The 20,014-nt window shown below is 69.1% G+C and carries 16 protein-coding genes and 2 pseudogenes; 9 read left to right on the top strand and 9 right to left on the bottom strand.

Going from position 1 to position 20,014, the window contains the following annotated elements; all coding sequences use genetic code 11:
- The first annotated feature begins 156 nt into the window (after positions 1 to 156).
- A complete protein-coding gene (locus WMF19_RS42515) occupies positions 157 to 609 on the top strand; it encodes a hypothetical protein (RefSeq protein ID WP_437895592.1) in 453 nt (150 codons plus the stop codon).
- Positions 606 to 2,414, top strand: coding sequence for an FAD-dependent monooxygenase (locus WMF19_RS42510; protein ID WP_437895591.1), 1,809 nt, complete (start codon positions 606 to 608; stop codon positions 2,412 to 2,414). The genes WMF19_RS42515 and WMF19_RS42510 overlap by 4 nt, the downstream gene beginning before the upstream one ends.
- A 134-nt stretch (positions 2,415 to 2,548) precedes the next feature.
- Here WMF19_RS42510 and WMF19_RS42505 read toward each other — a convergent pair whose 3' ends face one another.
- Positions 2,549 to 3,943 (bottom strand): hypothetical protein, encoded by a 1,395-nt coding sequence (locus tag WMF19_RS42505; protein ID WP_437895590.1) that lies wholly within the window; start codon positions 3,941 to 3,943, stop codon positions 2,549 to 2,551.
- A 125-nt stretch (positions 3,944 to 4,068) separates the two neighbouring features.
- On the opposite strand from WMF19_RS42505, the gene WMF19_RS42500 reads away from it, so the two are divergent.
- The 3 genes from WMF19_RS42500 (at position 4,069) to WMF19_RS42490 (ending at position 6,505) form a co-directional block, all read left to right on the top strand.
- Complete coding sequence (locus WMF19_RS42500) at positions 4,069 to 5,001, top strand: TetR/AcrR family transcriptional regulator (RefSeq protein WP_437895589.1); 933 nt, start codon at positions 4,069 to 4,071, stop codon at positions 4,999 to 5,001.
- Positions 5,002 to 5,413: 412 nt separating this feature from the next.
- A complete protein-coding gene (locus WMF19_RS42495) occupies positions 5,414 to 6,337 on the top strand; it encodes a transposase zinc-binding domain-containing protein (RefSeq protein ID WP_437895588.1) in 924 nt (307 codons plus the stop codon).
- Between the two features lie 33 nt (positions 6,338 to 6,370).
- On the top strand, positions 6,371 to 6,505 hold the full coding sequence (locus tag WMF19_RS42490; protein WP_437895587.1) for a hypothetical protein: 135 nt from the start codon (positions 6,371 to 6,373) through the stop codon (positions 6,503 to 6,505).
- Positions 6,506 to 6,535: 30 nt separating this feature from the next.
- Here the strand turns inward: WMF19_RS42490 and WMF19_RS42485 are convergent, their stop codons facing one another.
- The 6 genes from WMF19_RS42485 to WMF19_RS42460 form a co-directional block, all read right to left on the bottom strand.
- Positions 6,536 to 7,111, bottom strand: a complete 576-nt coding sequence (locus WMF19_RS42485) for a hypothetical protein (protein WP_437895586.1) — start codon at positions 7,109 to 7,111, stop codon at positions 6,536 to 6,538.
- A gap of 1,750 nt (positions 7,112 to 8,861) precedes the next feature.
- Positions 8,862 to 9,749, bottom strand: a complete 888-nt coding sequence (locus tag WMF19_RS42480) for a putative glycoside hydrolase (protein WP_437895585.1) — start codon at positions 9,747 to 9,749, stop codon at positions 8,862 to 8,864.
- Between the two features lie 148 nt (positions 9,750 to 9,897).
- A complete protein-coding gene (locus WMF19_RS42475; protein ID WP_437793594.1) occupies positions 9,898 to 11,064 on the bottom strand; it encodes an ABC transporter permease in 1,167 nt (388 codons plus the stop codon).
- A gap of 50 nt (positions 11,065 to 11,114) precedes the next feature.
- Positions 11,115 to 12,281 carry an ABC transporter permease gene (locus WMF19_RS42470; protein WP_437895584.1) on the bottom strand — a complete coding sequence of 389 codons (1,167 nt, stop codon included), beginning with the start codon at positions 12,279 to 12,281 and terminating at the stop codon, positions 11,115 to 11,117.
- The gene (locus WMF19_RS42465; protein ID WP_437710339.1) at positions 12,278 to 12,976 is read right to left on the bottom strand and encodes an ABC transporter ATP-binding protein; all 699 of its coding nucleotides are present in this window, start codon (positions 12,974 to 12,976) and stop codon (positions 12,278 to 12,280) included. Before WMF19_RS42465 ends, WMF19_RS42470 begins: the two co-directional genes overlap by 4 nt.
- Positions 12,973 to 14,202 carry an efflux RND transporter periplasmic adaptor subunit gene (locus WMF19_RS42460; protein ID WP_437895583.1) on the bottom strand — a complete coding sequence of 410 codons (1,230 nt, stop codon included), beginning with the start codon at positions 14,200 to 14,202 and terminating at the stop codon, positions 12,973 to 12,975. Before WMF19_RS42460 ends, WMF19_RS42465 begins: the two co-directional genes overlap by 4 nt.
- 658 nt (positions 14,203 to 14,860) lie before the next feature.
- On the opposite strand from WMF19_RS42460, the gene WMF19_RS42455 reads away from it, so the two are divergent.
- Positions 14,861 to 15,688 (top strand): hypothetical protein, encoded by an 828-nt coding sequence (locus tag WMF19_RS42455; protein WP_437895582.1) that lies wholly within the window; start codon positions 14,861 to 14,863, stop codon positions 15,686 to 15,688.
- Between the two features lie 246 nt (positions 15,689 to 15,934).
- On the opposite strand, the pseudogene WMF19_RS42450 reads toward WMF19_RS42455, so the two are convergent.
- Positions 15,935 to 16,426 (bottom strand): annotated as a pseudogene (locus WMF19_RS42450) (substrate binding domain-containing protein); the annotation flags it as partial.
- On the opposite strand from WMF19_RS42450, the pseudogene WMF19_RS42445 reads away from it, so the two are divergent.
- A pseudogene (locus tag WMF19_RS42445) lies at positions 16,385 to 17,311 on the top strand (aldo/keto reductase); the annotation flags it as partial. The pseudogenes WMF19_RS42450 and WMF19_RS42445 overlap by 42 nt on opposite strands.
- A gap of 57 nt (positions 17,312 to 17,368) precedes the next feature.
- Here WMF19_RS42445 and WMF19_RS42440 read toward each other — a convergent pair.
- Positions 17,369 to 17,995, bottom strand: a complete 627-nt coding sequence (locus WMF19_RS42440; RefSeq protein WP_437901737.1) for an SGNH/GDSL hydrolase family protein — start codon at positions 17,993 to 17,995, stop codon at positions 17,369 to 17,371.
- Positions 17,996 to 18,116: 121 nt separating this feature from the next.
- Between WMF19_RS42440 and WMF19_RS42435 the strand changes: the two genes are divergently transcribed.
- Together WMF19_RS42435 and WMF19_RS42430 are read left to right on the top strand one after the other, a co-directional pair.
- Positions 18,117 to 18,413, top strand: coding sequence for a hypothetical protein (locus WMF19_RS42435; RefSeq protein WP_437895581.1), 297 nt, complete (start codon positions 18,117 to 18,119; stop codon positions 18,411 to 18,413).
- A 628-nt stretch (positions 18,414 to 19,041) separates the two neighbouring features.
- Positions 19,042 to 19,941: a hypothetical protein gene (locus tag WMF19_RS42430; RefSeq protein ID WP_437895580.1), complete on the top strand. Its 900-nt coding sequence runs from the start codon at positions 19,042 to 19,044 to the stop codon at positions 19,939 to 19,941.
- The last annotated feature ends 73 nt before the right edge of the window (positions 19,942 to 20,014 follow it).

Raw genomic sequence — 20,014 nt, 5'->3', positions numbered from 1 at the left:
TCACCGCGCCACGCACGACCGGAGCCCCCAGGGCCGAAGCGGCGGCACGGACAGCGCTACCTCCGCGGGCACGGGCGGCATGCGTGGCCATTTCCGGCCACCGCATGGCCACTCATGGTCATTGTGCACGTGATTCCCGCGCTTTATCCCTCTGTCATGAGCTCCGAACACGCGCCATCTTCCACGACGTGGGCCGCGGGCAAGGCCCTCTGCATCCTGGCGGCCGTCGCTTACGGCCTGTTGACCGGGCTGATCGACATCCTCGATCCGCATCACCTCCGGAACCCCGACTGGCCCGGACACGCGAGGTTCCACCTTCTCTGGCAGATCAGCGCGGGGGCCCTCGGCGCGCTCGCTTCGATCTACCTCTTCTGGACGGCCACGCCGCGCACCGTGGAGCGTGTCCGGACAGGCGCCTTCCTGGGCGCCCTCCACATCGGCGGGTTCATCCTGGCCGCCGTCTTCAAGAGCGCCGCCGGCGCCGAGTTCGACGCCGGTGGCCGGGTCCTCCTCGGCTTCCTCCCGCCGAACATGCTGCACCTCGGCACGTCCGCGGCGCTGCTCTTCGCCGGCGTCTCCCTGTGTCACAAGCAAGGGGCCGCCACATGAGCGATCGCACCGTCTCTGCTCCCGTCCTCATCATCGGCGCTGGCCCCTCGGGGATGGTGAGCGCGCTGTGCCTCGCCAGGCGCGGCGTCGACTGTGTGCTCATCGAGCGCCGGCCGGGCCTGGAGAATCACCCCAAGGCCCACGAGCTCTCGGCGCGCTCGATCGAGATCCTCCACGAGCTGGGGCTCGCTTATCGCGAGCTGTCCGCGGAGGCGTCGCCGGAGGAGGACGCCGCCAAGATCCTGTTCTGCGGCACGATCGGTGAGGAGTTCGGCTGCATCGATCTGCGAGCCAACGGCATCGGGCGCAAGTACCGCGAGCACCTCGAGGCGCCCATGCCCTACCTCAACATCTCGCAGGTCGAGCTGGAGAAGCTCCTCCGCGAGCGCGTCTCGGCCTCGCCGCGGATCCAGGCGCTCCATCACCACCAGTGGGAGTCCTTCGAGCAGGACGCGGAGGGCGTCACGAGCCGGATCACGAACAGGACGACGGGTGAGACCTTCGCGGTCCGGAGCCAGTACGTCATCTGCTCCGACGGCGCCGGGAGCCGGAGCCGCAAGGCCCTCGGGATCGAGATGAAGGGCCCGGACAAGCTGCTCGACGTCGTCAACGCCTATTTTCAGGCGGATCTGCGCCGCGTGGTCCGCACCCGGGGCAAGCTCTACTTCATCTTCTCCCCCAAGGCGCCGGGCAGCGTGTTCATCGCCCACCACGTCGAGAAGCGCTGGGTCTTTCACCTCCCCGTGGCGACGCCGCACGAGAAGATCGAGCAGTACACGCCCGAGGTGATGCAGAAGAAGATCAAGGCGGCGCTCGGGCGGGACGACGTGGATATCGAGATCACGTCGATGAGCCACTGGCGCATGACGGCGCAGGTGGCGGAGCGCTTCCGCAGCGGGCGCGTCTTCCTGGTCGGCGACGCCGCCCATCGCTTCCCGCCCACGGGCGGGCTCGGCATGAACTCCGGCATCGGCGACGCGCACAACCTGGCCTGGAAGCTCGCGATGGTGATCGAGCGGCGGGCGGCGCCCGGCCTGCTCGACAGCTACGAGGCCGAGCGCCGCCCTGTCATCGAGACGAACTGCGACGAGAGCCGGCTCAACTTCGAGAGGATGAGCGAGGTCGCGGAGGCCTTCGGGATCGAGGTCGAGGAAGCTCAGTGGGTCAACGAGAAGCTGGCGAGCTCCACGATGCGCGCGCTGCCTGCCCCGCTCCGCGCCTGGACCGAGCGGCAGGTGCATCAGTACGGAGAGAGCATCCTCTCACGGTACCACCGCGATCCCTCGGTGAGAGAGCGTGTCCTCGCGGCCATCGCGCAGCAGAGGTCGCATTTCGACCGGATAGGGCTCGACCTTGGCTACACGTATGAAGAGGGCGCGCTGCTCGGCGACGGCACGAGGCCGCCGGAGGTCGACGACCGGGTGTCCTCGTACATCCCGTCGACCCGGCCGGGCGCGCGATTCCCGCATTTCTGGCTGGACGGCAACAGGAGACAGCGCGGCAGCCGCTCCATGATCGACTACGGCGCTTCCATCCTGCTGCTCGGCGCGGCCGTCGAGGCGCTGCCCGCGGACCTCGAGGCGCTCGAGAATGTCGAGGCGGGCCACGGCGTCCGGCTGTTCAGGCTCGGCTCGGCCGACATCCCTGCCTGCCACCGGGCCGCGGTGCACGCGCTCGCGCAGATCGAGCAGGACGGCGCGCTCCTGATCCGACCGGACGGGCATGTCGCGTGGCGCCAGCAGCGCGGCGTGACGCTGTCCGTGGAGCTGATCGCGTCGATCGTGGAGCAAGTCTACGGGGTCTAGTTCCACCCACCAGGAGTCCTGCCAGGGATCCGGAGAGAGATTTCAACGCAAGGACGCAAAGCCGCAGAAAGGAAACGGGCCTCGTGGCGCCCTGCGCTCCTCCGGGAGACCGCGGGCGAGGGGCGGTCGCGACGTCACTGTGTCATCGGCAGCGCGATTAGGAGGTTCAGGTTGCACATCTCGTTCTGCGTGCCCCACCCCGGCAGCACCGGGGCCTCGGCGTCGCGCGTGTCGAAGGTGCATGTCACCTCGAGCGAGGAGCTCGGGTCGAGCAGCGGCGGCATGCGATACCAATAGACGCCCTGCCAGTGGACGTCCCAGTCGTCCACGCGCGCGATGCAGCTTTCCTGCGTCCCCGACCCAACGCGCACGTCGAAGGTGCGCCCGCGCTCGTGCATGTGCGGCATCACGCCGAGAACCTCGATCGAGGGCAGCGCCGGGTCGAGCGCGAGCTCCGCCCGCGTCCTGCGCCATGTGTAGGCGGCGTCCTGCTGGCCGGGCGGCAGCGTGTCCGGGCCGTCCGGCTCGAAGAGGGTCGTCATGAAGCCGTCGTCCCCGACGAACACGGCGCGCCGCTCCACGGTGTCCTCGTAGCGGAGCCGGAGGCGCGTCGAGTCCTCGGCGGAGGCGCCCGCGTGGTCGTCATGGATGTTGTAATGCACCTGGACGACGAAGACGTCCTTCGCGGAGACCGGCGCCCCGGTGCCGCCGGGGAACTCGACGACATCCTGCCCGGGCGCCCAGGCGAACAGCGGCTGGAACGGCAGCTCGTCGGCCGGTCCGCCGAAGCACTCCCAGCCGGGCCGGTCCGGCGAGGCCTCGTCGAGCTCCGTCATCACGTCCTGGTTCGTCTTGCCCTCCGCCAGCGACGCCTCCGAGGGGGTCACCCGATAGACCGTGACGTGATGAACGATGGACCGGACCCCGGGCGTCACCTGATATCCGGTGATGAAGCGGTCCGCGTCGAGGCCCGGGTCCACGGGGAAACACCTCCACTCGTCGTGGGCCGCGAGGGGATCGGCGGGGTCGACAACGGGGGTGATCGGCGGCGTCATGTAGTCAACCCCGCCCTCGAGCGTGGGCACGGGCGGGGTGGGCGGCGCGCCCGCGCGATCGCCCTCGGCGCGCGCCCCGGTCGCCCAGCGATGGATGACGTCGAGCTCCTCGGCGGTGAGCGTCTCGTCGTCCTTGAAGTCGCCGCACGAGCCGTCGTGCTTCACAAGGAAAGGGGGCATATGGCCGCCCCGCACCGCGTCGTCGATCGCGCCGGCGCGCGCCTTCGCCGAGATGTAGTCGTCGAGGCGGAAGGGCGCGAGCCCGCCCTCCTGATGACACGCGGTGCACTTGGACGCCGTTATCGGCGCGACGTCCTGCCAGAACGTCGGCTCCTGCGCCGTCTCCGCCTCCTGCGCCGCGCATCCGAGGGAAAGCGCGAGGAGCGGCACGGAGGCCGCGAGGCCGCGCGCGTGGAGGAGCAGGGTCGTCGTTCGCGTCGTTCGCCTCGATGGCCTCTCGTCGTGCTGTTTCAAGCGGACCTCCAGCAACTGTTTACGCCGTACACTGTACTGTGTGTGGTATACGCAGTTGAAGGATGGCTGTCAAACCAAAGAGACGGCGAAAAACTGCGACGGAGTACAGCGGAGGCGGCGACGCCGTGCGCAGCCTCGAGCTCCTCTGGGGGGTCAGGAAGCGGCCGAGCCGGGGGCCCAGGCCCGGCCTGAGCCTCGATCAGATCGTGCGGGCCGCGATCGAGCTCGCCGACGGCGAGGGGCTCTCGGCGCTGTCGATGGAGCGGGTCGCCGGGAAGCTCGGGTTCACCACGATGTCGCTGTACAGGTACGTGCCGGGCAAGGCCGAGCTCCTGGATCTCATGCTGGACACCGCGGCGGGGGAGCTGCCCCTCGTGGACAGCGTCCCCGGGGGGTGGCGGGCTAAGCTCGAGGCGGCGGCGCTCGCCGACTGGGCGCTCTACCACCGCCACCCGTGGTTCTTGCTCGTGACGCCGGTGCGCCCCGTGATGGGGCCGAACGGGATGGCGGCGTACGACGCGGAGCTCCGCGCGGCCTGCGGGATCGGCCTCACCCCCCGCGAGGTGCTCGCCGCCGTCCACCTCGTCGACGGGTACGTCCGAGGCGCGGCGAGGCTCTCGGTGGACGCTGTCGAGGCCGAGCAGGAGACCGGCGTCACCGACGAGCAGTGGTGGTCCGAGCGCGCGTACTTCTGGGACAAGCTCTTCGACCCGGCGCGCCACCCGACGATGGCGAAGCTGATGCGCTCGGGCGCGTTCGACGACCACCCGTTCACGGAGGACGTGTTCCTGTTCGGCCTCCAGCGCGTGCTCGACGGCATCGAGGCGCTCGTCCGGTCGCGCTCCGGTCAGTGTGACGAAAGTCCCGAAACGTCACGACCCCCGGCGCGCGTTGGTGACGAAACTCCCGGCGACGCCCCCCGGCGTGACGAGGGGCCGACGTGCGCGCAGTGCGGCCGCGAGATCGCCCAGCCTGCCACGGGGCGGCCGCGGGCTTACTGCTCGCGGGCGTGCCAGCAGCGCGCTTACCGGGCGCGCAACGCGTCCGACGGGCGGTGATCGCGGCCCCTGTGCGCCTGCCGCCGGAGCGTGGCGCTGGCACGGAGGCAGCACGCGCACGATGCGCCTCGGCGCCAGCGAGCGCAGATTCAAGCACGTGCCTGGCACGCTGCTCATCGATGGTCCCAAGGAGAGGCATGACCATCACCTGCTCGGTGATCGGGATCATCGCGTGGACAGCTCCGCTAGCCGGCTCTGCTGCACCCGGATGCTCTCGTCCTGCAACGCTGCGCGCTCGCGCTCTACGTTCTCGCGCGCCGACATATCGAGCGCGAGCCGGGGGCTCGGCGAGCGCCTCCGCCGCCGCGGCAGCGAGCGTCGCGGCCCGCCGGCCCCCGGCCCGCCATGGCGCCGCCATGGGCGATAGCCCGGCGGGTTGTCGAAATTCGCGGCGAAAACGCGCCCTCACCGCGTGGCGTGCGGCGTGCGGTGTCGGCGCCGTGTGGCCAGCGCGGCTCGCACCACGGGCGTCGTCTACGAGCGCCGTCGTCCCGAGAAGACGACGCTCTACGAGATCGTGCGCGACAACGTGGAGACGCTGTACGGGGCCATCGACGACGGCGCCATCGCCGTCCGGATACCCAAGCACGCGAAGAAGGAGCTCGAAGCCTACCTCGACTGCGGGCTGCTCTGCCGCGGGTTCGCGCGGCTCCGGTGCGAGCGCTGCGAAGAGAGTCGGCTGGTGGCCTTCAGCTGTAAAGGACGCGGTTTCTGCCCGTCGTGTCTGGGCGGACGCATGTGTGCCACGGCGGCGAACCTGATCGAGGACGTCCTGCCCGAGGTGGCGCTCCGGCAGTGGGTGTTGACGTTTCCGGTGCGCCTGCTGAGCAATGCCCTCATCTCGAGCCATGGTCAGCTGCTCTGCGCGGCCGGCGAGGCGCGTGCCGTGCGAAACGGAATGTATGCCGCCGTCGAGCTTGGCGGTTTGGGCACGCTCACCTGCAGCGGCGAGGTCGTACCGGGCGAGCTCCGCTACTGCCACGATCGCCGTCTGGGCAAGTATGCCATCACCGGCACGCTCGAAGGCGAGCCCGTCGTCGAGGTGACCGGTGATCACGCTCGAACCGGCGACACGCTCTACCTGAGAGTCGGCTGGGGCGTCCTCATCGCCAAGTTCGCCCAGCAGGACACCACCGAAACCCTCGTCGCCGGCGCCTACCTCAGCCGCGGCGGCGAGCTCTACTGCTTCGACGCCGCGAGCGGCGACGCCCACGACATCGCCACCGCCGACATCACCTTCACCGGCTTCCGCCGCGCCGACCCCTGCCGCGCCGACGACCCCGACACCTTCGCCCGCGCCTGCGTCCCACAGTTCGAAGCCGGAAGCGACTGGTAGCGCTCAGAAGCCCTGCTGCTGAGCGCGCGTGGGTTGCTCGTTCACGAGTCGCGATCAGGCCCCTACACCGCCGTTTCGGCGGGCGGCTATCCCACGTGCGCCGTCAAAACGAACGGCGGCATCGTGTGCTGGGGCGACAACGGTTCGGGTGCCCTACAGGCGCCGTGACGCAGTTTCGCCTTGGAGCGGGGGACCGCATCATTTCGCAGGTTCACCCGTGAAGCGCGAACGGTTCGCGAGGATCCAACCTGCGAACATCAGCGCAAGCGTCATGATGCCGCCTGCGATTCCGAACTGGAGCTTGTAGTGCCAGCGTTGGCTCGCCGGAGTTTCACCGACTCGAACCACGCGCGCGTCGCTCATCTTGGCGCGCTCCGCGAACTGATTGACGGCCATCGAACTGTAATCCTCGGCCGTGTACATGCGACCGTCGAACTCGGTTCCTTTCAAGAGCGCAATGGTGCGCTCCCGGTCATTCGCCCCTTCGGCGCTGAACACGACCGAAGGGTACCCCGCGACGCGGAACAGCACGTTGTTGTCCGTCGTGGTTTCGACGCCGCCCTCGGCCCTCCCGCGCACCTGGACGAAGCTCGGCAGATCCGAGAGCTCGGCAACCTTGGACGGACTGAGCTCGACCACCTGTTCTCGGGAACGGAGCCAATAGTTCGTCCCCACGACGCTCAAACAACCCGCAGGCAGCAGGGGCAAGCCGAGTGCGATGAGCAGGGCGGCGCGGAGGTTGCCGCTCGACGGTTTGGGCTGGGATTCGGTCATGGTCGAGCCCGCTACCGCAGGTGCTTAGGACAATCAAGTCAGAAATTTCGCCTCCAGCGGCCCTGCGCTGCCTGGCGTCATTCTCCGCGACCTGGGTCCTCTGCCACGTTCAACTCCCGCGCATCATCGCTCGTGAATCGTCTGGCGCTCGTCTGGCGCTCGTCTGGCGCTCGTCTGGCGCTCGTCTGGCGCTCGTCTGGCGCTCTTTGTGTCGATTTTTCTTGACGACAAGCCGCTGTGCGTCGCTCTCGATGGCTTCACCTTGCACGCAGCGACGCGCGCCGGTGCGCACCATGCCGCGGCGAGGGAGGTGGTCCTGCCCGCGCAAGCGGGGAGGACCAGGGCCAGACCAACGCCCGGACGGACACGTGTGCCCACGGCACGCCGATGCGCCCCGCAGCGCGCGCGGCGCAGCCCGGACCACGCTCTTTCGACCCAGGACCGAGCCATCACGACGCTCGCGGTCCCACCCTTTCGGGTTGCTGCGCTACACTTCTTCGCGCTGCGATCCGGCTTCTTTTACCTACGCGCGGCGCTCTTCATCCCGAGGAGCTGCGACCCACTCGTGAAGTTTGGGTCGACGCAGGCGAGAAATCTGCGGCATTTCCGCCCCGCGAAACTGTCATGCCGATCAGAGGGAGATGGAGCATCCGGACGCCGCCGAAGCGCACGTGAACACGCCCGAACCTTGATGGTCCACGCACGCGCCATTCGCGCATTGGTCGCCCGTGGTGCATGTCGCGCCGTTCGGCCTCTTCGGCGCACAGACGGGTGGGTCGCTCGAGGTGTCGCAGTTGCCCTCTTTGCACTGACTGTCATTGGCGCACGGCTGCCCGTTGGCCTCGGGGTCGCTGCAGATGGTCTCACCACCTGAGTCGTTGCAGTAGCCGCTCAGGCACGCGCGGTTGCTCGCACATGCCTGGCCGTTGGGCTTCGCCGCGACGCAAGAGCCACGTTTGCTCGAGTCAAGCTCGCACACAAGGCCATCGCCACATTCGCGCGTGCATGGATCGCCGGACCCCGGCTTCACCACGCACGTACCGAGGTGCGCAAAGATCGCGACCTCGCAGTAGGCGTCCGCGTCTGCGCATTCCGCGGACAACGCGCAGTCGCCCCCCGTCGCGACCTTCGCGACGAAGGCGCCGTCGCACGCGAGCGCCCCGGAGGCTCCCATTGCCTCGAAGTCGGGGCACGACAGCGCTTGCATATGATCGATGCAAGAGTGCGCCGGACCCTCGCGGAACTCGAGCCGCCCTGCCGCGACAGCTTCCGCCTGGAGCTCGGGGTACGCGCCCATCGAGGATCGGAGCTGGTCCACGCACGCGTCTGCAGGAACCGTCACGCCGCAGCATGCGGTGAGGTCCGCACAGAGCGCGCCAAGCATGGCGTCATAGAAGTCGTTGACGGAGAAGTCGTGGACGGGTGAACTGGTGCAACCGATCACTGTCACGAGCGGGAGGAGCATGATGCCTGCGATCCCATGGCGAACGCGCCTCGTCGGGTCGCCATCGCGGATCTGCCGTCGAAACTCCTTGGCGTTGCGAGTGAGCTCGGCGAGGTTCCTGTAGGGGTCGTCACGTCGGGCCTTAGAGGCGTCGTCGTCATAGGGGTAGAGCACAGTCCGCTTCGACGCGTTGCGGGGCAAAAAGTTTGATTTCACAGGCAGCGCGGCGTGGCAAGCGCGCTCGCCGCGGCAAAGCCGCCGGATAGCCCCGCTGCGGGCGTGGCGAGAGCGGTCGCGGCCGCGCTCTCACACCGTGTCCCGCGGCGCGCCGACGAACGCGCTCTCGTCGTAGTGGCTGCGGGGGTTCCACGCCGCGTAGCCCGCGCAGCCGGCGTCGTCGATCGCTCGGATCTGCTCCCGGATGTGCCACGGCGTGTACTCGTAGCGCTGCATGGGGCGCGAGCTGTCCAGATCGAACGCCTGGATCCAGCTGCGCAGCACCCCGATGCGCCCGGGCAGCGCCGCCACCCTGCGCCAGCCGGCCGAGAGCGACGCGTGCACGATCTCGTAGGGGTGATGCGCAGGGTTCGCGAACCCGAAGCTGCCAGGGCCCCAGTGCGAGGGGTACGGCATCGGCATCACGTAGTCGAAGAGCTCCACGGCGTCCTCCAGCCGCTGGCCTATCCCGTCCTGTGGCCCGAGCAGCGTGAACCCGAAGACATCCGCGGAGATCGGGCGAGACGCCGCATTGCCGACCTCCGCGCGGAGAAACTCGAAGAAAGCGCGGATCGTCGGCGCCCTCTCCTCGATCGGCGTCCGCGACCGCGGCTCACGCGCCGCGCCGTAGCGCACGTAATCGTAGTTCACCTCGTCGAAGCCGACGTCGTACGCGCGGAGCGAGATCTCCGCGATCTCCCGCCATCGCGGCTGCGATCCGGGGTCGTACCAGCCCCGCGGGCCGCCCTTGAACGCGACGAGCCGGGCGATGAGGTAGATGCCGGCGTCGCGGAGGGCGCCCAGCTGGACCCTTGTCACCTCGTCCCGCTCGAAGAGGAGCGCGCCCTCCTCCGATCGGATATCGATCACCAGGGAGTTCAGCTCTGTCCGCTGGACCAGGGAGGAGAGCCGATTCAGCCGGTCCACGCTCCTCCCCGCCGCGAAGCTCACGTAAACCGCCTTGGTGATCGTGGGCATGCTGTTCCCCCCGCCGAGGGGAGAGCACGTCCCCGGCCAAGGGAGCGCCGTGCGCGCCGGAACACCGCGCAGGCCCTACGCGACTTCCCGGCTCTGCGCCTCCACGCTGGAATTCCCGCGAGCTACCCCGCCGCCCCCCTCACCCGGGTCACCCCCGCATCGCCTGGATCGGGCTGATCCGCGCAGCCCGGAGCGCCGGGAAAAACCCGCCGAGCAGGCCCATCACCGCCGCGATCGCCACCGACGTCACCAGGATCCCGGGCGTCGGCTCGAACGTGAACACGACCTCCGACCAGCTCGCGAAATTGACGGTCGAGAAGCGCACGAACCTCATGCCGAGCGCGGCGAGCACGCCGAGCGCCCCGCCCGCCAGCGCGAGGAGGACCGACTCGATGAGGAACGACAGGAGGATGCTGAACCGCGAGAAGCCGAGCGCCCGCAGCGTGCCTATCTCGCGCTGCCGGTTGGCGATCGACGAGTGCATCGTGATCATCGCGCCGATCATGGCGCCGATCGAGAAGAACACAGCGATGAGCACGCCCATCACCTTGATGAAGATGCTCGTCCCCTCGGACTGCTTCTCGTAATAGACGCTCTCGCGCATCACCTCGAGCCCTAGGTTCCGGTTCTGCTCGATCGACGCCTCGAACGCGTCGAACTTGCTGGCCGAGGCGAGCCGCGCCCGCACCGCGGAGACGCTCCCCTCGCGGCCGAACGCCGAGCGCGTCGTGTGCAGATCGGCCCAGACCTCGGACTCCGACGAGGAGCCGCCGTCCTCGAACACCCCAACGACCTTCACCGGCCGGTTCTTTCGCAGTTCGAACGACTCGCCGATCGACAGGCCCTTGAAGCGGCCGTTGATCGCCTTGCCCACGATCACCTCGTCCGTGCCCGGCTGCGCCGGCCGGCCCTCGATGATCTTCACCTGCGAGCGGAACGCGAGCACGTCGTCGGGCACCCCGCGCACCTGGACGTTGGAGATGCCGTCCGTGCCGAGCTTCTCGAGGAGGATGACCGCGATCACCTCCCCCACCCCGTCCGGCTTTCCGTCCTGCCGCTTCGCGACCTCGGCGCTCGCGAGGATCACGCCGATCTGCTGCTCCTCGATGCTGCTCACCATCTCGGCGTCGGAGCCCTTCCGCATCACGATCGCGACGTCGTCCCGCGCGGTGCGCCCCAGGGTGCGCTCCACGCTGTTCGCGAGCATCAGCACCGACGCGAACACGAACACCACGAGGCCGAGCCCGGACGCCGTCGCGAGGGTCGTCGTCTTGCGCACCACCAGATTTCGAACGTTGTAGGCGACGGGGATCATGAGCGCTCTCTCCCGCTTTCAGGGTCTCGAAGACAGGCTGCGTGGATCGCTCACGCCACGCGCCGGAGCGCGTCGGTGACCGAGAGTTTCGAGGCGTTGTGCGCCGGGATGAGCGACGCGGCGAGCGACAGCCCCATCGAGAGCAGCACCGCCATGACCATCGTCGCAGGCTCGATCCGGAAATAAGGGAACATGGAGCCCATGTTCTCCTCCAGCCATCGGCCCAGCCCGAGCTCGACGATCGGATACGAGATGACGAGCCCGATGAACCCCGCGAGAAGCCCGATGGTCGCGGCCTCGCCGATGATGAAGATCCTCACGTGCTTCGGCTCGAACCCGAGCGCGCGCAGCACGCCGTACTCCCGCGACCGCTCCCGGACGCCCATGGCGATCGTGTTGCCGAGGATCATCATCATGATGAGAAGGATGATGACGGACACGACGTTGAGCGCCGTCAGCACGGCCGACATCATCGCCATGAACGAGAGGTTCATCGCCCGCTCGCTCATCGTCGCCGTCTGGACGTCCTTCTCGTCGAAGATCTTGTCGATCGCCGCGCTGATGTCCGCGCTCCGCGACGGATCGTCGATCCGGGCGGTCATCCAGCCGATCTGGTCGCGCTGCCGCTCGGGGAGCGACTCGTTCAGGTAGTCGTAGTGAAAGATGAACTGCGACCTGTCGATCGACTTGCGCGTGGCCGTGTAGATCCCCGAGACGTTGAACTGCCAGTTTCCCGGGTAGATCGTCCCCTCCAGCGTCACCGTGTCGCCCGGCTTCACCTTGAGCCGGGTCGCGAGGACGTCGCCGACGATGGCGCCCTTCCTGTCGCCCAGCCACCGCTCCATGTCCTCGGGCGAGACGACCATCTCGTCGTAGACCTTGAAGAAGGTCTTCGACTCGACGGCCATCGAGGCGAAGAAATTGTTGGCGTCGCGCGGGTCCTTGGCGCCGAACCAGCTCATGAAGGACCCCTCCGTCACGCCGGGGACCTCGCGGACGGTGTCCATGTAGCGCTTCGGCAACGGGAGGATGAACGAGATCTTGTGCCGCGTCGCGATCCGGTCCTTCGCGGCGTAGTCGGCGGCGACGTTCCACGCCGAGAGCACCGTCCGGAGGAGCACGAACGCGAGCACCGCCACCGCCGCGCCGATCACGGTCAGCAGCGTCCTGAACTTGTTGCGAAGGACGTTCCTGGCGGCGACGGAGACGAGGTTCATGACAGGTTCCCCTTGTCGAGCCGGCGCGTCACCGTGGCGCGCTCGGCGGCCTGCGGGTCGTGCGTGACCATCAGGATGGTCTTCTTGAACTCCTTGTTGAGCTTCTCCAGGAGGGCCAGGATCTCGTCGGCGCTCTTGCGATCGAGATCGCCGGTCGGCTCGTCCGCCACGATGATCGTCGGGTCGTTCACGATCGCCCGCGCGATCGCGACCCGCTGCTCCTGGCCGCCGGAGAGCTGCCGGGGATAGTGGCCCATCCGCTCCTCGAGCCCGACGACGCGCAGCGCCGTCTGCGCGCGCTTCCGCCGCTCGGAGGCCGACAGGTTCGTGAGCAGGAGCGGCAGCTCGACGTTCTCGACCGCGGTGAGCACCGGCATCAGGTTGTAGGCCTGGAAGATGAAGCCCATCGTCCTGGAGCGAAAGCGCGCCAGCTCGCCGTCGCTCATCCGCGTGAGGTCCTGCCCCGCCACGCGCGCCGAGCCGCGCGTCGGGCGATCGAGCCCGGCGATCAGGTTCAGCAGCGTCGACTTGCCCGAGCCCGAGGGCCCCATCAGCGCCTCGTACGACCCCTCCGGGACGTCGAGCGTGATGTTGTCGAGCACCACGATCGGCTCCTTGTCGCGGAAATAGCTCTTGCCGACCCCCTGCAGCTCGACAATGGGCTTCGGCTTCCCGTCGCGATACCCCTCGGTCATTCGCTCCCCTTTTCCTTCTCTTTGATCTTCTGACCGTCCGCGAGGTCGGCCGCCGGCCTCGCCACGAGGCGCGCCCCCGGGGCCGGGCCGTCGAGCAGCTCGAGCCCGCCGGGCGCGGGGCCGCCCACCTTGATGGGCACCATCTTCGCCTGGCCCTCGTTGACAACGAACACCACCTTGGCGCCGAGCCGCTCGACCACCGCGGACTCGGGGACGACGCGCTTCGGCGGCTCCTTCATCGCCTCCTCGGACAGCGCCTCCGCGAGAAAGCTGACCCGCGCGCTCATCTCCGGGAGGGCCTCCTTCGGCTCTCCGACGAACTTTACCTTCACCGGGATGGTCGCCTTGGCGCGGTTCACCCGCTTGCCGATCTCGAGCGTCGTACAGCGGTGGCGCTTCGACGGATACGCGTCGAGGACGACCTCGCACGGCTTGCCGGGCTCGACGAGGTAGAGGCGCGTCTCCGGGACATCGGTCTCGACGACGAGCGACGAGAAGTCGGCGATCTCGACGAAGTGCGGCAGCTCGAGGCCGACGACCTCCCCGACCTCGGGCGGCTTCGACATGATCGTGCCGTTGATCGGCGCGATGATCCTCCGGTCGACCAGCGTGACCCGGAGGCTCTCGACGTCGGCCGCCGCGGCCTTGACCTCGGCGTCGGCCGCCGCCGCCGACTGGGTGAGCGAGTGCATGCGCGCGGTCAGGTCCTCCATCGACGCGCGGCCGGTCACCTGGCGCTCGACGAGCAGCCGCTCCCGCGCGACCTGCTGCTCCACCTCGAGGATGCTCGCGCGGGAGGCCGCGGCGCGCGCCCGCGCCGCCGCGACCTTGGCCTGGGCCGCGGCCACGAGGCTCTTCTGGTCGGCGTCTTCGAGCTCCACGAGCAGGTCGCCCTGCTTCACCACGTCGCCTTCCTTGACGTGCACCCGCGCGATGCGGCCGGGGATCTTGGCCCCGACCTTGGACACGACCTGCGGGACCACGTACCCGGTCGACGTCACGGAGATCGACGCCTGCGCCGGCGAGACCAGCGCGACCTCGGTGGTGGTGACCTCGGCCTTGAAGATCGCGCTCTGCGCCCTGGGCAGGGCGAACGCGGCGGCGCCGGCGACGGCCGCGAGCACGACCGCGGCGACGAGGGCGGTGCGGAGCGGGCTCCGCCGATCGGGATCGACGTCCCGCTGGATCCGGAGCGATGCGAGATCCGAGCTGAGCTGGTCGGACACGGCGTCTCCCTTAACACGCTTCCGGCGTCGCGTTGAACTTCTATCGTTCCTTTTTGACGCGCGGCGCCAGCCACGCCCGACGCGCAGGACGCGGCCTCGCGCCCGACCCTGGAGCGGCGCTTGCGTCATAGCGAAATCGCGTCCCGCCGTGACAATTCGCCCGTCCAGACCGCAATGCACCGGGCGGCTGTGCCCGCCGCGCCTCACCTGTGGATGCGCGCTCCCTGGCGCGCAGCGGCGCTCGGGCCTTCGCGCGAAGCGCACGGCGGGCCTCACGACCGTTCGCTGGCGCACCAGCGCACCGCTCCAGCGATGGAGCAGGAGCGGAACGTGAGGAGGGGGATCGCTGTAAGCAATCGAAACTACGAGCATTTGTCGAACCAAGATCACGAACGACCGATCGCGAACGACAGGGCCGCAAAACGGCCGGAGTGCCAATCGACGAGAGCCACGCGGCGGAGCAGGCGGGAGGTGCACTGCGCGCCACACACGAGGTGGGATTGACGCCGGCGGCGCTGTGCGCGCCGACGCCGGCCGCGGCGCGCCGCGGTGATCGGTGCGTGCGCCTGTGGTGCGAGACAGGCGCCATGCTCTCCCGGCGCTCCCGAGACCAACACCGCGTCTCGACGCCCCGACGCCGCACGTCTACGCTGTGACGATGGGTTTCGTCGCGAGCCTTTTCATCGTCTACGGGGTCGCCGGGGTGGTGCTGGGCGTCGCGGTCGCCATCGCGATCGGGCGCTGCCTCCACCACCGGCGGCGCTCGCAGATCGCCGCGTATGCGCGGAGCCCTTCGGCATCACCCGGCGCGATACGCGAGGGGTTTGCGCTCCTGCGCGGCGAGGTGAGCGCGGAGGACGCCGCGCCGGGCGACGCGGTGATCGCGGTCGAGATCCCGTGCGGCGGCCAGGCCGGCGCCGCGCCGAGCGCGTGGCAGACGCGGGCGCGCGCGTTCTCGCTCCGGCTCCCCTCGGGCGCCGCGGTGCGGGTCGAGCCGACGAGCGGCAGGCTGAGCCTCGACACCACCTTCGTCCCGACGAGGCGCGGCGGCGCGCCCGCCTACGTGTCCGAGGTCCGCCCCGGCGACACGATCTACATCGCGGGCTCCGTGCGCCGCGAGATCGACGCGAGCGCCGCCGGCACGGGGTACCGCGACGCCGCGCGGGCCTGGGTGCTCCGGGCGCCCGCGCACGGCAGCCTCTGCGTCGCCTCGGAGACGGTCATCGCCCACCATGCCCAGCGCGCGCGGTTCCACCGGGCCTGGGCGATCGCGCTCGGCGGGGCGCTCGCGGCGCTCCACCTCGGCCCGTTCCGCGCGTTCCACGCGAGCGTGCTCGGCACCGTCGAGTCGGCCGGGAGCATCGACATCGGCCCGGCCGCGCTCGCGCTCTTCTTCGTCGGCGCCGCGGCGCTCACCTACCGCACGCTGGCCGAGCAGACCTCTCCCTGGATCGAGCTCCGCGTGGATCGCTCGAGGGCGGCCTAGCGCACCGATCGCGCTGGAGTCCCGAGGAAATCAACAGAAGGGAAGAGAAACCGCAAGGGGCGCGAGGGACGCAAGGGACGAGCAAGAGAAGTTCTCGTCTCTGGTCCCTTGCGCCCCTTGCGGTTCCTCTCTTTTCCGCATTCCTTGCCCTTGGACCTTGCTTCCCGGCAGATGGGCCGGGCCTCGCAACCCATTGATTCGCTTGTTCACGTCATCGAAGGGGCCGCGGCGCCGGCGATCGTGACGTTATGCGCGCGTCAGCGCGACGACGAACTCCAGGAAGGCGCGGATCTTGGCCGACACGAGCTGTGCGGCATGATGGTACGCGTAGAGGGGATACGTCTCCTCGGCCCACTCCGGCAGCACCTGAACGAGCCGTCCGTCGGCCAGTAGCTCGCGCGTGTAGAGCTCGAGCACCTGCGCGATCCCCTGTACCGCGACGCACGCCGCGAGGAGCGGACCGACCCCGTTCACCATCAGCTGTCCAGCGGCGCTCACGCGGACGACCTTCTTCCCGCGCACGAACTCCCATGCGAAAGGGCTCCCCGTGGAGGGATCTCGCATCAGGACACACGGGTGCTTCTCGATGTCGCTCGGGCGGCGTGGCGCCCCGTGGCGCGCGAGGTACGCCGGCGATGCGCAGGTGACGATGCGCGTGCGCAGGAGAAGGCGAGACTTCAACGCCGACGGCTCCGGCTGACCGAACCGGACGGCGACGTCGAAGCCATCGCGGATCAGGAGAGCATCGCGACCATCCACGAGGCGCTCGAGCGCGGCGTGAACGTCCTCGACACCGGCGACTTCTACGGCATGGGCAAGAACGAGCTCCTCGTCGGCAAGGCGCTGCGAGGTCGCCGCGACAAGGCGCTCCTCAGCGTCAAGTTCGGAGCGCTCCGCGGGCCGAACGGCGAGATCCTCGGGCACGACGCGCGTCCGGCCACGACGAAGAACGCCCTGGCGCACAGCCTGTCGCGCCTCGGGGTCGATCACATCGACATCTACAGGCCGTCGCGCCTCGATCCCAATGTTCCGATCGAGGAGACGGTGGGCGCCATCGCCGACATGGTGAAGGCGGGCTACGTCCGCTACATCGGCCTGTCCGAGGTCGGCGCGGAGACGATCCGGCGCGCGGCGGCGGTGCATCCGATCTGCGATCTGCAGATCGAATATGCGCTGGTGAGCCGCGGCGCGGAGGTCGGCGTCATCCCGGCCCTGCGCGAGCTCGGGATCGCGATGACAGCGTACGGCGTCCTGTCCCGCGGGCTGCTCACGGGCGCAAAGCCGTCGGGCGAGGGCGACTACCGCGCGCACATGCCCCGCTTCTCCGCGGGCAACGCCGAGAGGAACCAACCCCTCGTCGATGCGCTCGCGCGCCTCGCGACGGAAAAGGGCGTGTCCCCGGCGCAGCTCGCCATCGCGTGGGTCCGCGCGAAGGGCGCGGCTCAGGGCGTGACGATCGTCCCGACCCTGGGGTCCCGCACGCGCAAACAGCTCGTGGAGGCGCTGTCGAGCCTCGATGTCTCGCTCGACGCGTCGGAGGTCGCTGAGCTCGAGGCCGCGGTGCCCGCGAGCGAAGTCGCCGGCGCGCGCTACCCGGAAGCCCACATGGCGATGCTCGACAGTCTCGAACGGCGTGCGCCGCGAATCTGCTCGAGCGTTGGTGGCGTTCGCCTTTCGATTTCAGCGGAGGTACGGGCTCAACGCCTGGAACCAAACATCGGCCATGCGGTTATACCCTGCCTGGTTCGGGTGGAGATTGTCGGCGAAGAGGGACTGCTTGTAGTTCGGGTCGTTGGTGAACGCTGTGTACATGTCCACCAGCACGATGTGCTGCCCCTTGCTGACGCGCGTCGAAACCAGGTCGGGCATGGCCGCGTTGTAGGCCTTGACGTTGTTGTTCGTGCCGTCGTTTCTCGTCGGCACGATCTGCGCGAGCACCACGAGGATGTTCGGATCACGCATGAAAATCGAGTCGAGCAGCTTGCCCAGGCGATTCGGTGCGTCCGCAAGGTTGATGTTACCGTTGATGTCGTTCGTTCCGATCATCAACGTAATGATGTTGGGCTTGTAATTCGGAATGCTGGTGCCCACGAGCTGCGCGATGCCGTTGTTGCCCTCGATCGTCCAGCCGCCGTGACCCTCGTGGTTCCTCGGGAACGTCACTCCGTCCACCATGGGCACGCTGTAATCACTGGCGGAACCGACGAAGGTGATGTCGCGGTTCGCTTCGAGCGCGAGGTGGAACAGCGGGGCGCGGTAGCCGCCGGCGACGTTGAATCCCTGCGTGATTGAATCGCCGAAGGGCATGATCTTACAGGGGCCGCTCGCCGGGCAGGGCTGGAATGCCGGGCCGCCGCCCGCGCCAGCGCTGCCCCCTGCGCCACCTCCCTCGCCCGCGGTACCTCCGACACCGTCGGATCCGCCGCCCATGCCACCCGAGCCCGCTCCGCCGGCGCCCCCGGTGCCGCCGCCGGCCGTGCCTCCCCCACCGGCGTTCGCCGCGCCCCCGCTGGTCGCGCTCGAGCCGGAACTGCCGGGCGAGCCGCCACCCGCCGCTGTCCCGCTGCCGCTCGTGGTCTCGGAGCTGGCCGAGCTCGCGGTTCCGCCCGTCGTCGTGCCCGTCGAGTCGGCGTCATCACTGCACGCTGCGACGAGCAGCACCACACACGCGAGGACGGCGGAAGAAGAGAATTTCAGGCGGTGTACGAGCATCTCCTACGCATAGCACGATCGCGTGCTCCGCCGCGATTGTGAAGCGCAGCTTATCGAAGTTGCCGTCGTCGTTGAACTATTTTATCGCGAGGGGAAGTGCGTCTGGACGGCGGCGCTCTTCGCGGCCACGCGGCGCCCGAGCGCGAACGGCGGTTACACCTCTCCAGCTACCCCATGGCCGCCACCCTCTGCAAGGCCAGCGGAGATTCCGTGCCGTGTCAGGAGGACGTGCCTCCGGTGCTCCCGCAGGGGGGAGGGCGCCCGGCCTCCGCGCTCTCAACGAGCGGCTCCTGGGTCGTTCCGCTGCGGCTGTATGTGGTCGCCTTGGGTCTTGCCTGCCGCAGGCACGCGAGGCACGCCCGCCGCGAGGCATGTGCTTTCGTCCATCGACGCCTCCGGCACGGGTTTCTAAGCGGCGCAGAGGCTCGACGACAGGATGGGGGTCGCCGAACGCGTACTCCCATCCTGTGGAGGGATGCGGATCGCGTAAGGCTCTCTATGTCCACCAGCGCGTGCACCGTGGCTGCACAGTGAAACGGCCACTGCGCGGAGATTGACTTTCGGATCGCGTTTGCATTTCCTAGCCCTGGGATTCACCGAATAGCCGGGCGACACTGTCTCGACCCAGGGGAGGCGACGTCTTGCCGTACCGCGACAAGCTGGATGCTGCTTCGGGCACGGGGAAGCTCATCACCGTCCGCCGCTATCTCGATCCGGTCGCGGCCCAGATGGACCGCACGCTGCTCTCGGCCAACGGCATCGAGTGCCACGTGTTCGAGGCGGCGAGCTACAACCCGCTGCTGAGCGGCGCCGCCGGCGGCACGCAGCTGCAGGTGCGCGAGGGCGATCTCCAGCGCGTGGAGAGGCTCCTCGACGTCCATCCCGGGGAGGCGGCCAGCAACGACGACGAGGAGGAGGCAGGCGGGGTCCGCTGCCCGCGCTGCGAGCTCGCCTACTGCTTCCACGAGCGCCTGCGCCTCGAGGGCTCGAGCGCCGCCACCGCGCTCACGATCCTCGCCGCGCCGCTCCTGCTGTTCCTGCCGAGGCGCTGGCACTGCCACAAGTGCGGCCACGTCTGGGACGATCCGAAGGAGGGGCCCGCCGCGATGACGAAGCTCGAGGAGGGCGATCCGCGGCCGGTCTTCCGCCTGCGGCGCGCGCACTCGGGCATGGGCCTGTTCCTCGGCCTGTTCGCGGGCTTCTGCGGGGCGCTCCTGGTCACTGCCGCCCTGCCGCGCGCCGGTGGGGAGCTCGCCTTCGCCGTGCTCGTCGGGGCGCCCTTCATCGGCTGGGCCGTCGGCCGCTGGTGGCAGTACGATCTCTGCTCCGAGCCGGGCTGCCGCACGGCGCTGACGTCCGATCGGAGCGAGTGCCCGCGCTGCAGCGGCGCCATCGCCGGCGTCATTCGGTCGGCTGATGAGCACTACGCGGCGGCCGCGGATTTCCGGCGCGAGCTCAGCGCGCTGCGGGCGGCAGACCGGGCGCGCGAGGGCGAGAAGAAGAAGAGAACGAAGAGGCGGCCAGCCAGCGCTTCGGGTTGAGAACGAATGGCCGTGGCTGCCGAACACGCGGATCGCCGCGAACGGTGATCCCGCCGTTCCACGGTTTCGAAAA

The sequence above is a fragment of the Sorangium sp. So ce124 genome, from assembly GCF_051525235.1.
Classification (GTDB): domain Bacteria; phylum Myxococcota_A; class Polyangia; order Polyangiales; family Polyangiaceae; genus Sorangium; species Sorangium atrum.
The sequence above is the reverse complement of the archived record's forward strand: the minus strand, read 5'-3'. Positions and strand labels throughout refer to the sequence as shown.

Coding starts and splice junctions, on each gene's coding strand:
- WMF19_RS42455 (WP_437895582.1), top strand. CDS start 14,861: ATGGGTTTCGTCGCGAGCCTTTTCATCGTCTACGGGGTCGCCGGGGTG.
- WMF19_RS42475 (WP_437793594.1), bottom strand. CDS start 11,064: ATGATCCCCGTCGCCTACAACGTTCGAAATCTGGTGGTGCGCAAGACG.
- WMF19_RS42470 (WP_437895584.1), bottom strand. CDS start 12,281: ATGAACCTCGTCTCCGTCGCCGCCAGGAACGTCCTTCGCAACAAGTTC.
- WMF19_RS42515 (WP_437895592.1), top strand. CDS start 157: ATGAGCTCCGAACACGCGCCATCTTCCACGACGTGGGCCGCGGGCAAG.
- WMF19_RS42440 (WP_437901737.1), bottom strand. CDS start 17,995: ATGCCCTTCGGCGATTCAATCACGCAGGGATTCAACGTCGCCGGCGGC.
- WMF19_RS42435 (WP_437895581.1), top strand. CDS start 18,117: ATGCCACCCGAGCCCGCTCCGCCGGCGCCCCCGGTGCCGCCGCCGGCC.
- WMF19_RS42510 (WP_437895591.1), top strand. CDS start 606: ATGAGCGATCGCACCGTCTCTGCTCCCGTCCTCATCATCGGCGCTGGC.
- WMF19_RS42465 (WP_437710339.1), bottom strand. CDS start 12,976: ATGACCGAGGGGTATCGCGACGGGAAGCCGAAGCCCATTGTCGAGCTG.
- WMF19_RS42485 (WP_437895586.1), bottom strand. CDS start 7,111: ATGACCGAATCCCAGCCCAAACCGTCGAGCGGCAACCTCCGCGCCGCC.
- WMF19_RS42480 (WP_437895585.1), bottom strand. CDS start 9,749: ATGCCCACGATCACCAAGGCGGTTTACGTGAGCTTCGCGGCGGGGAGG.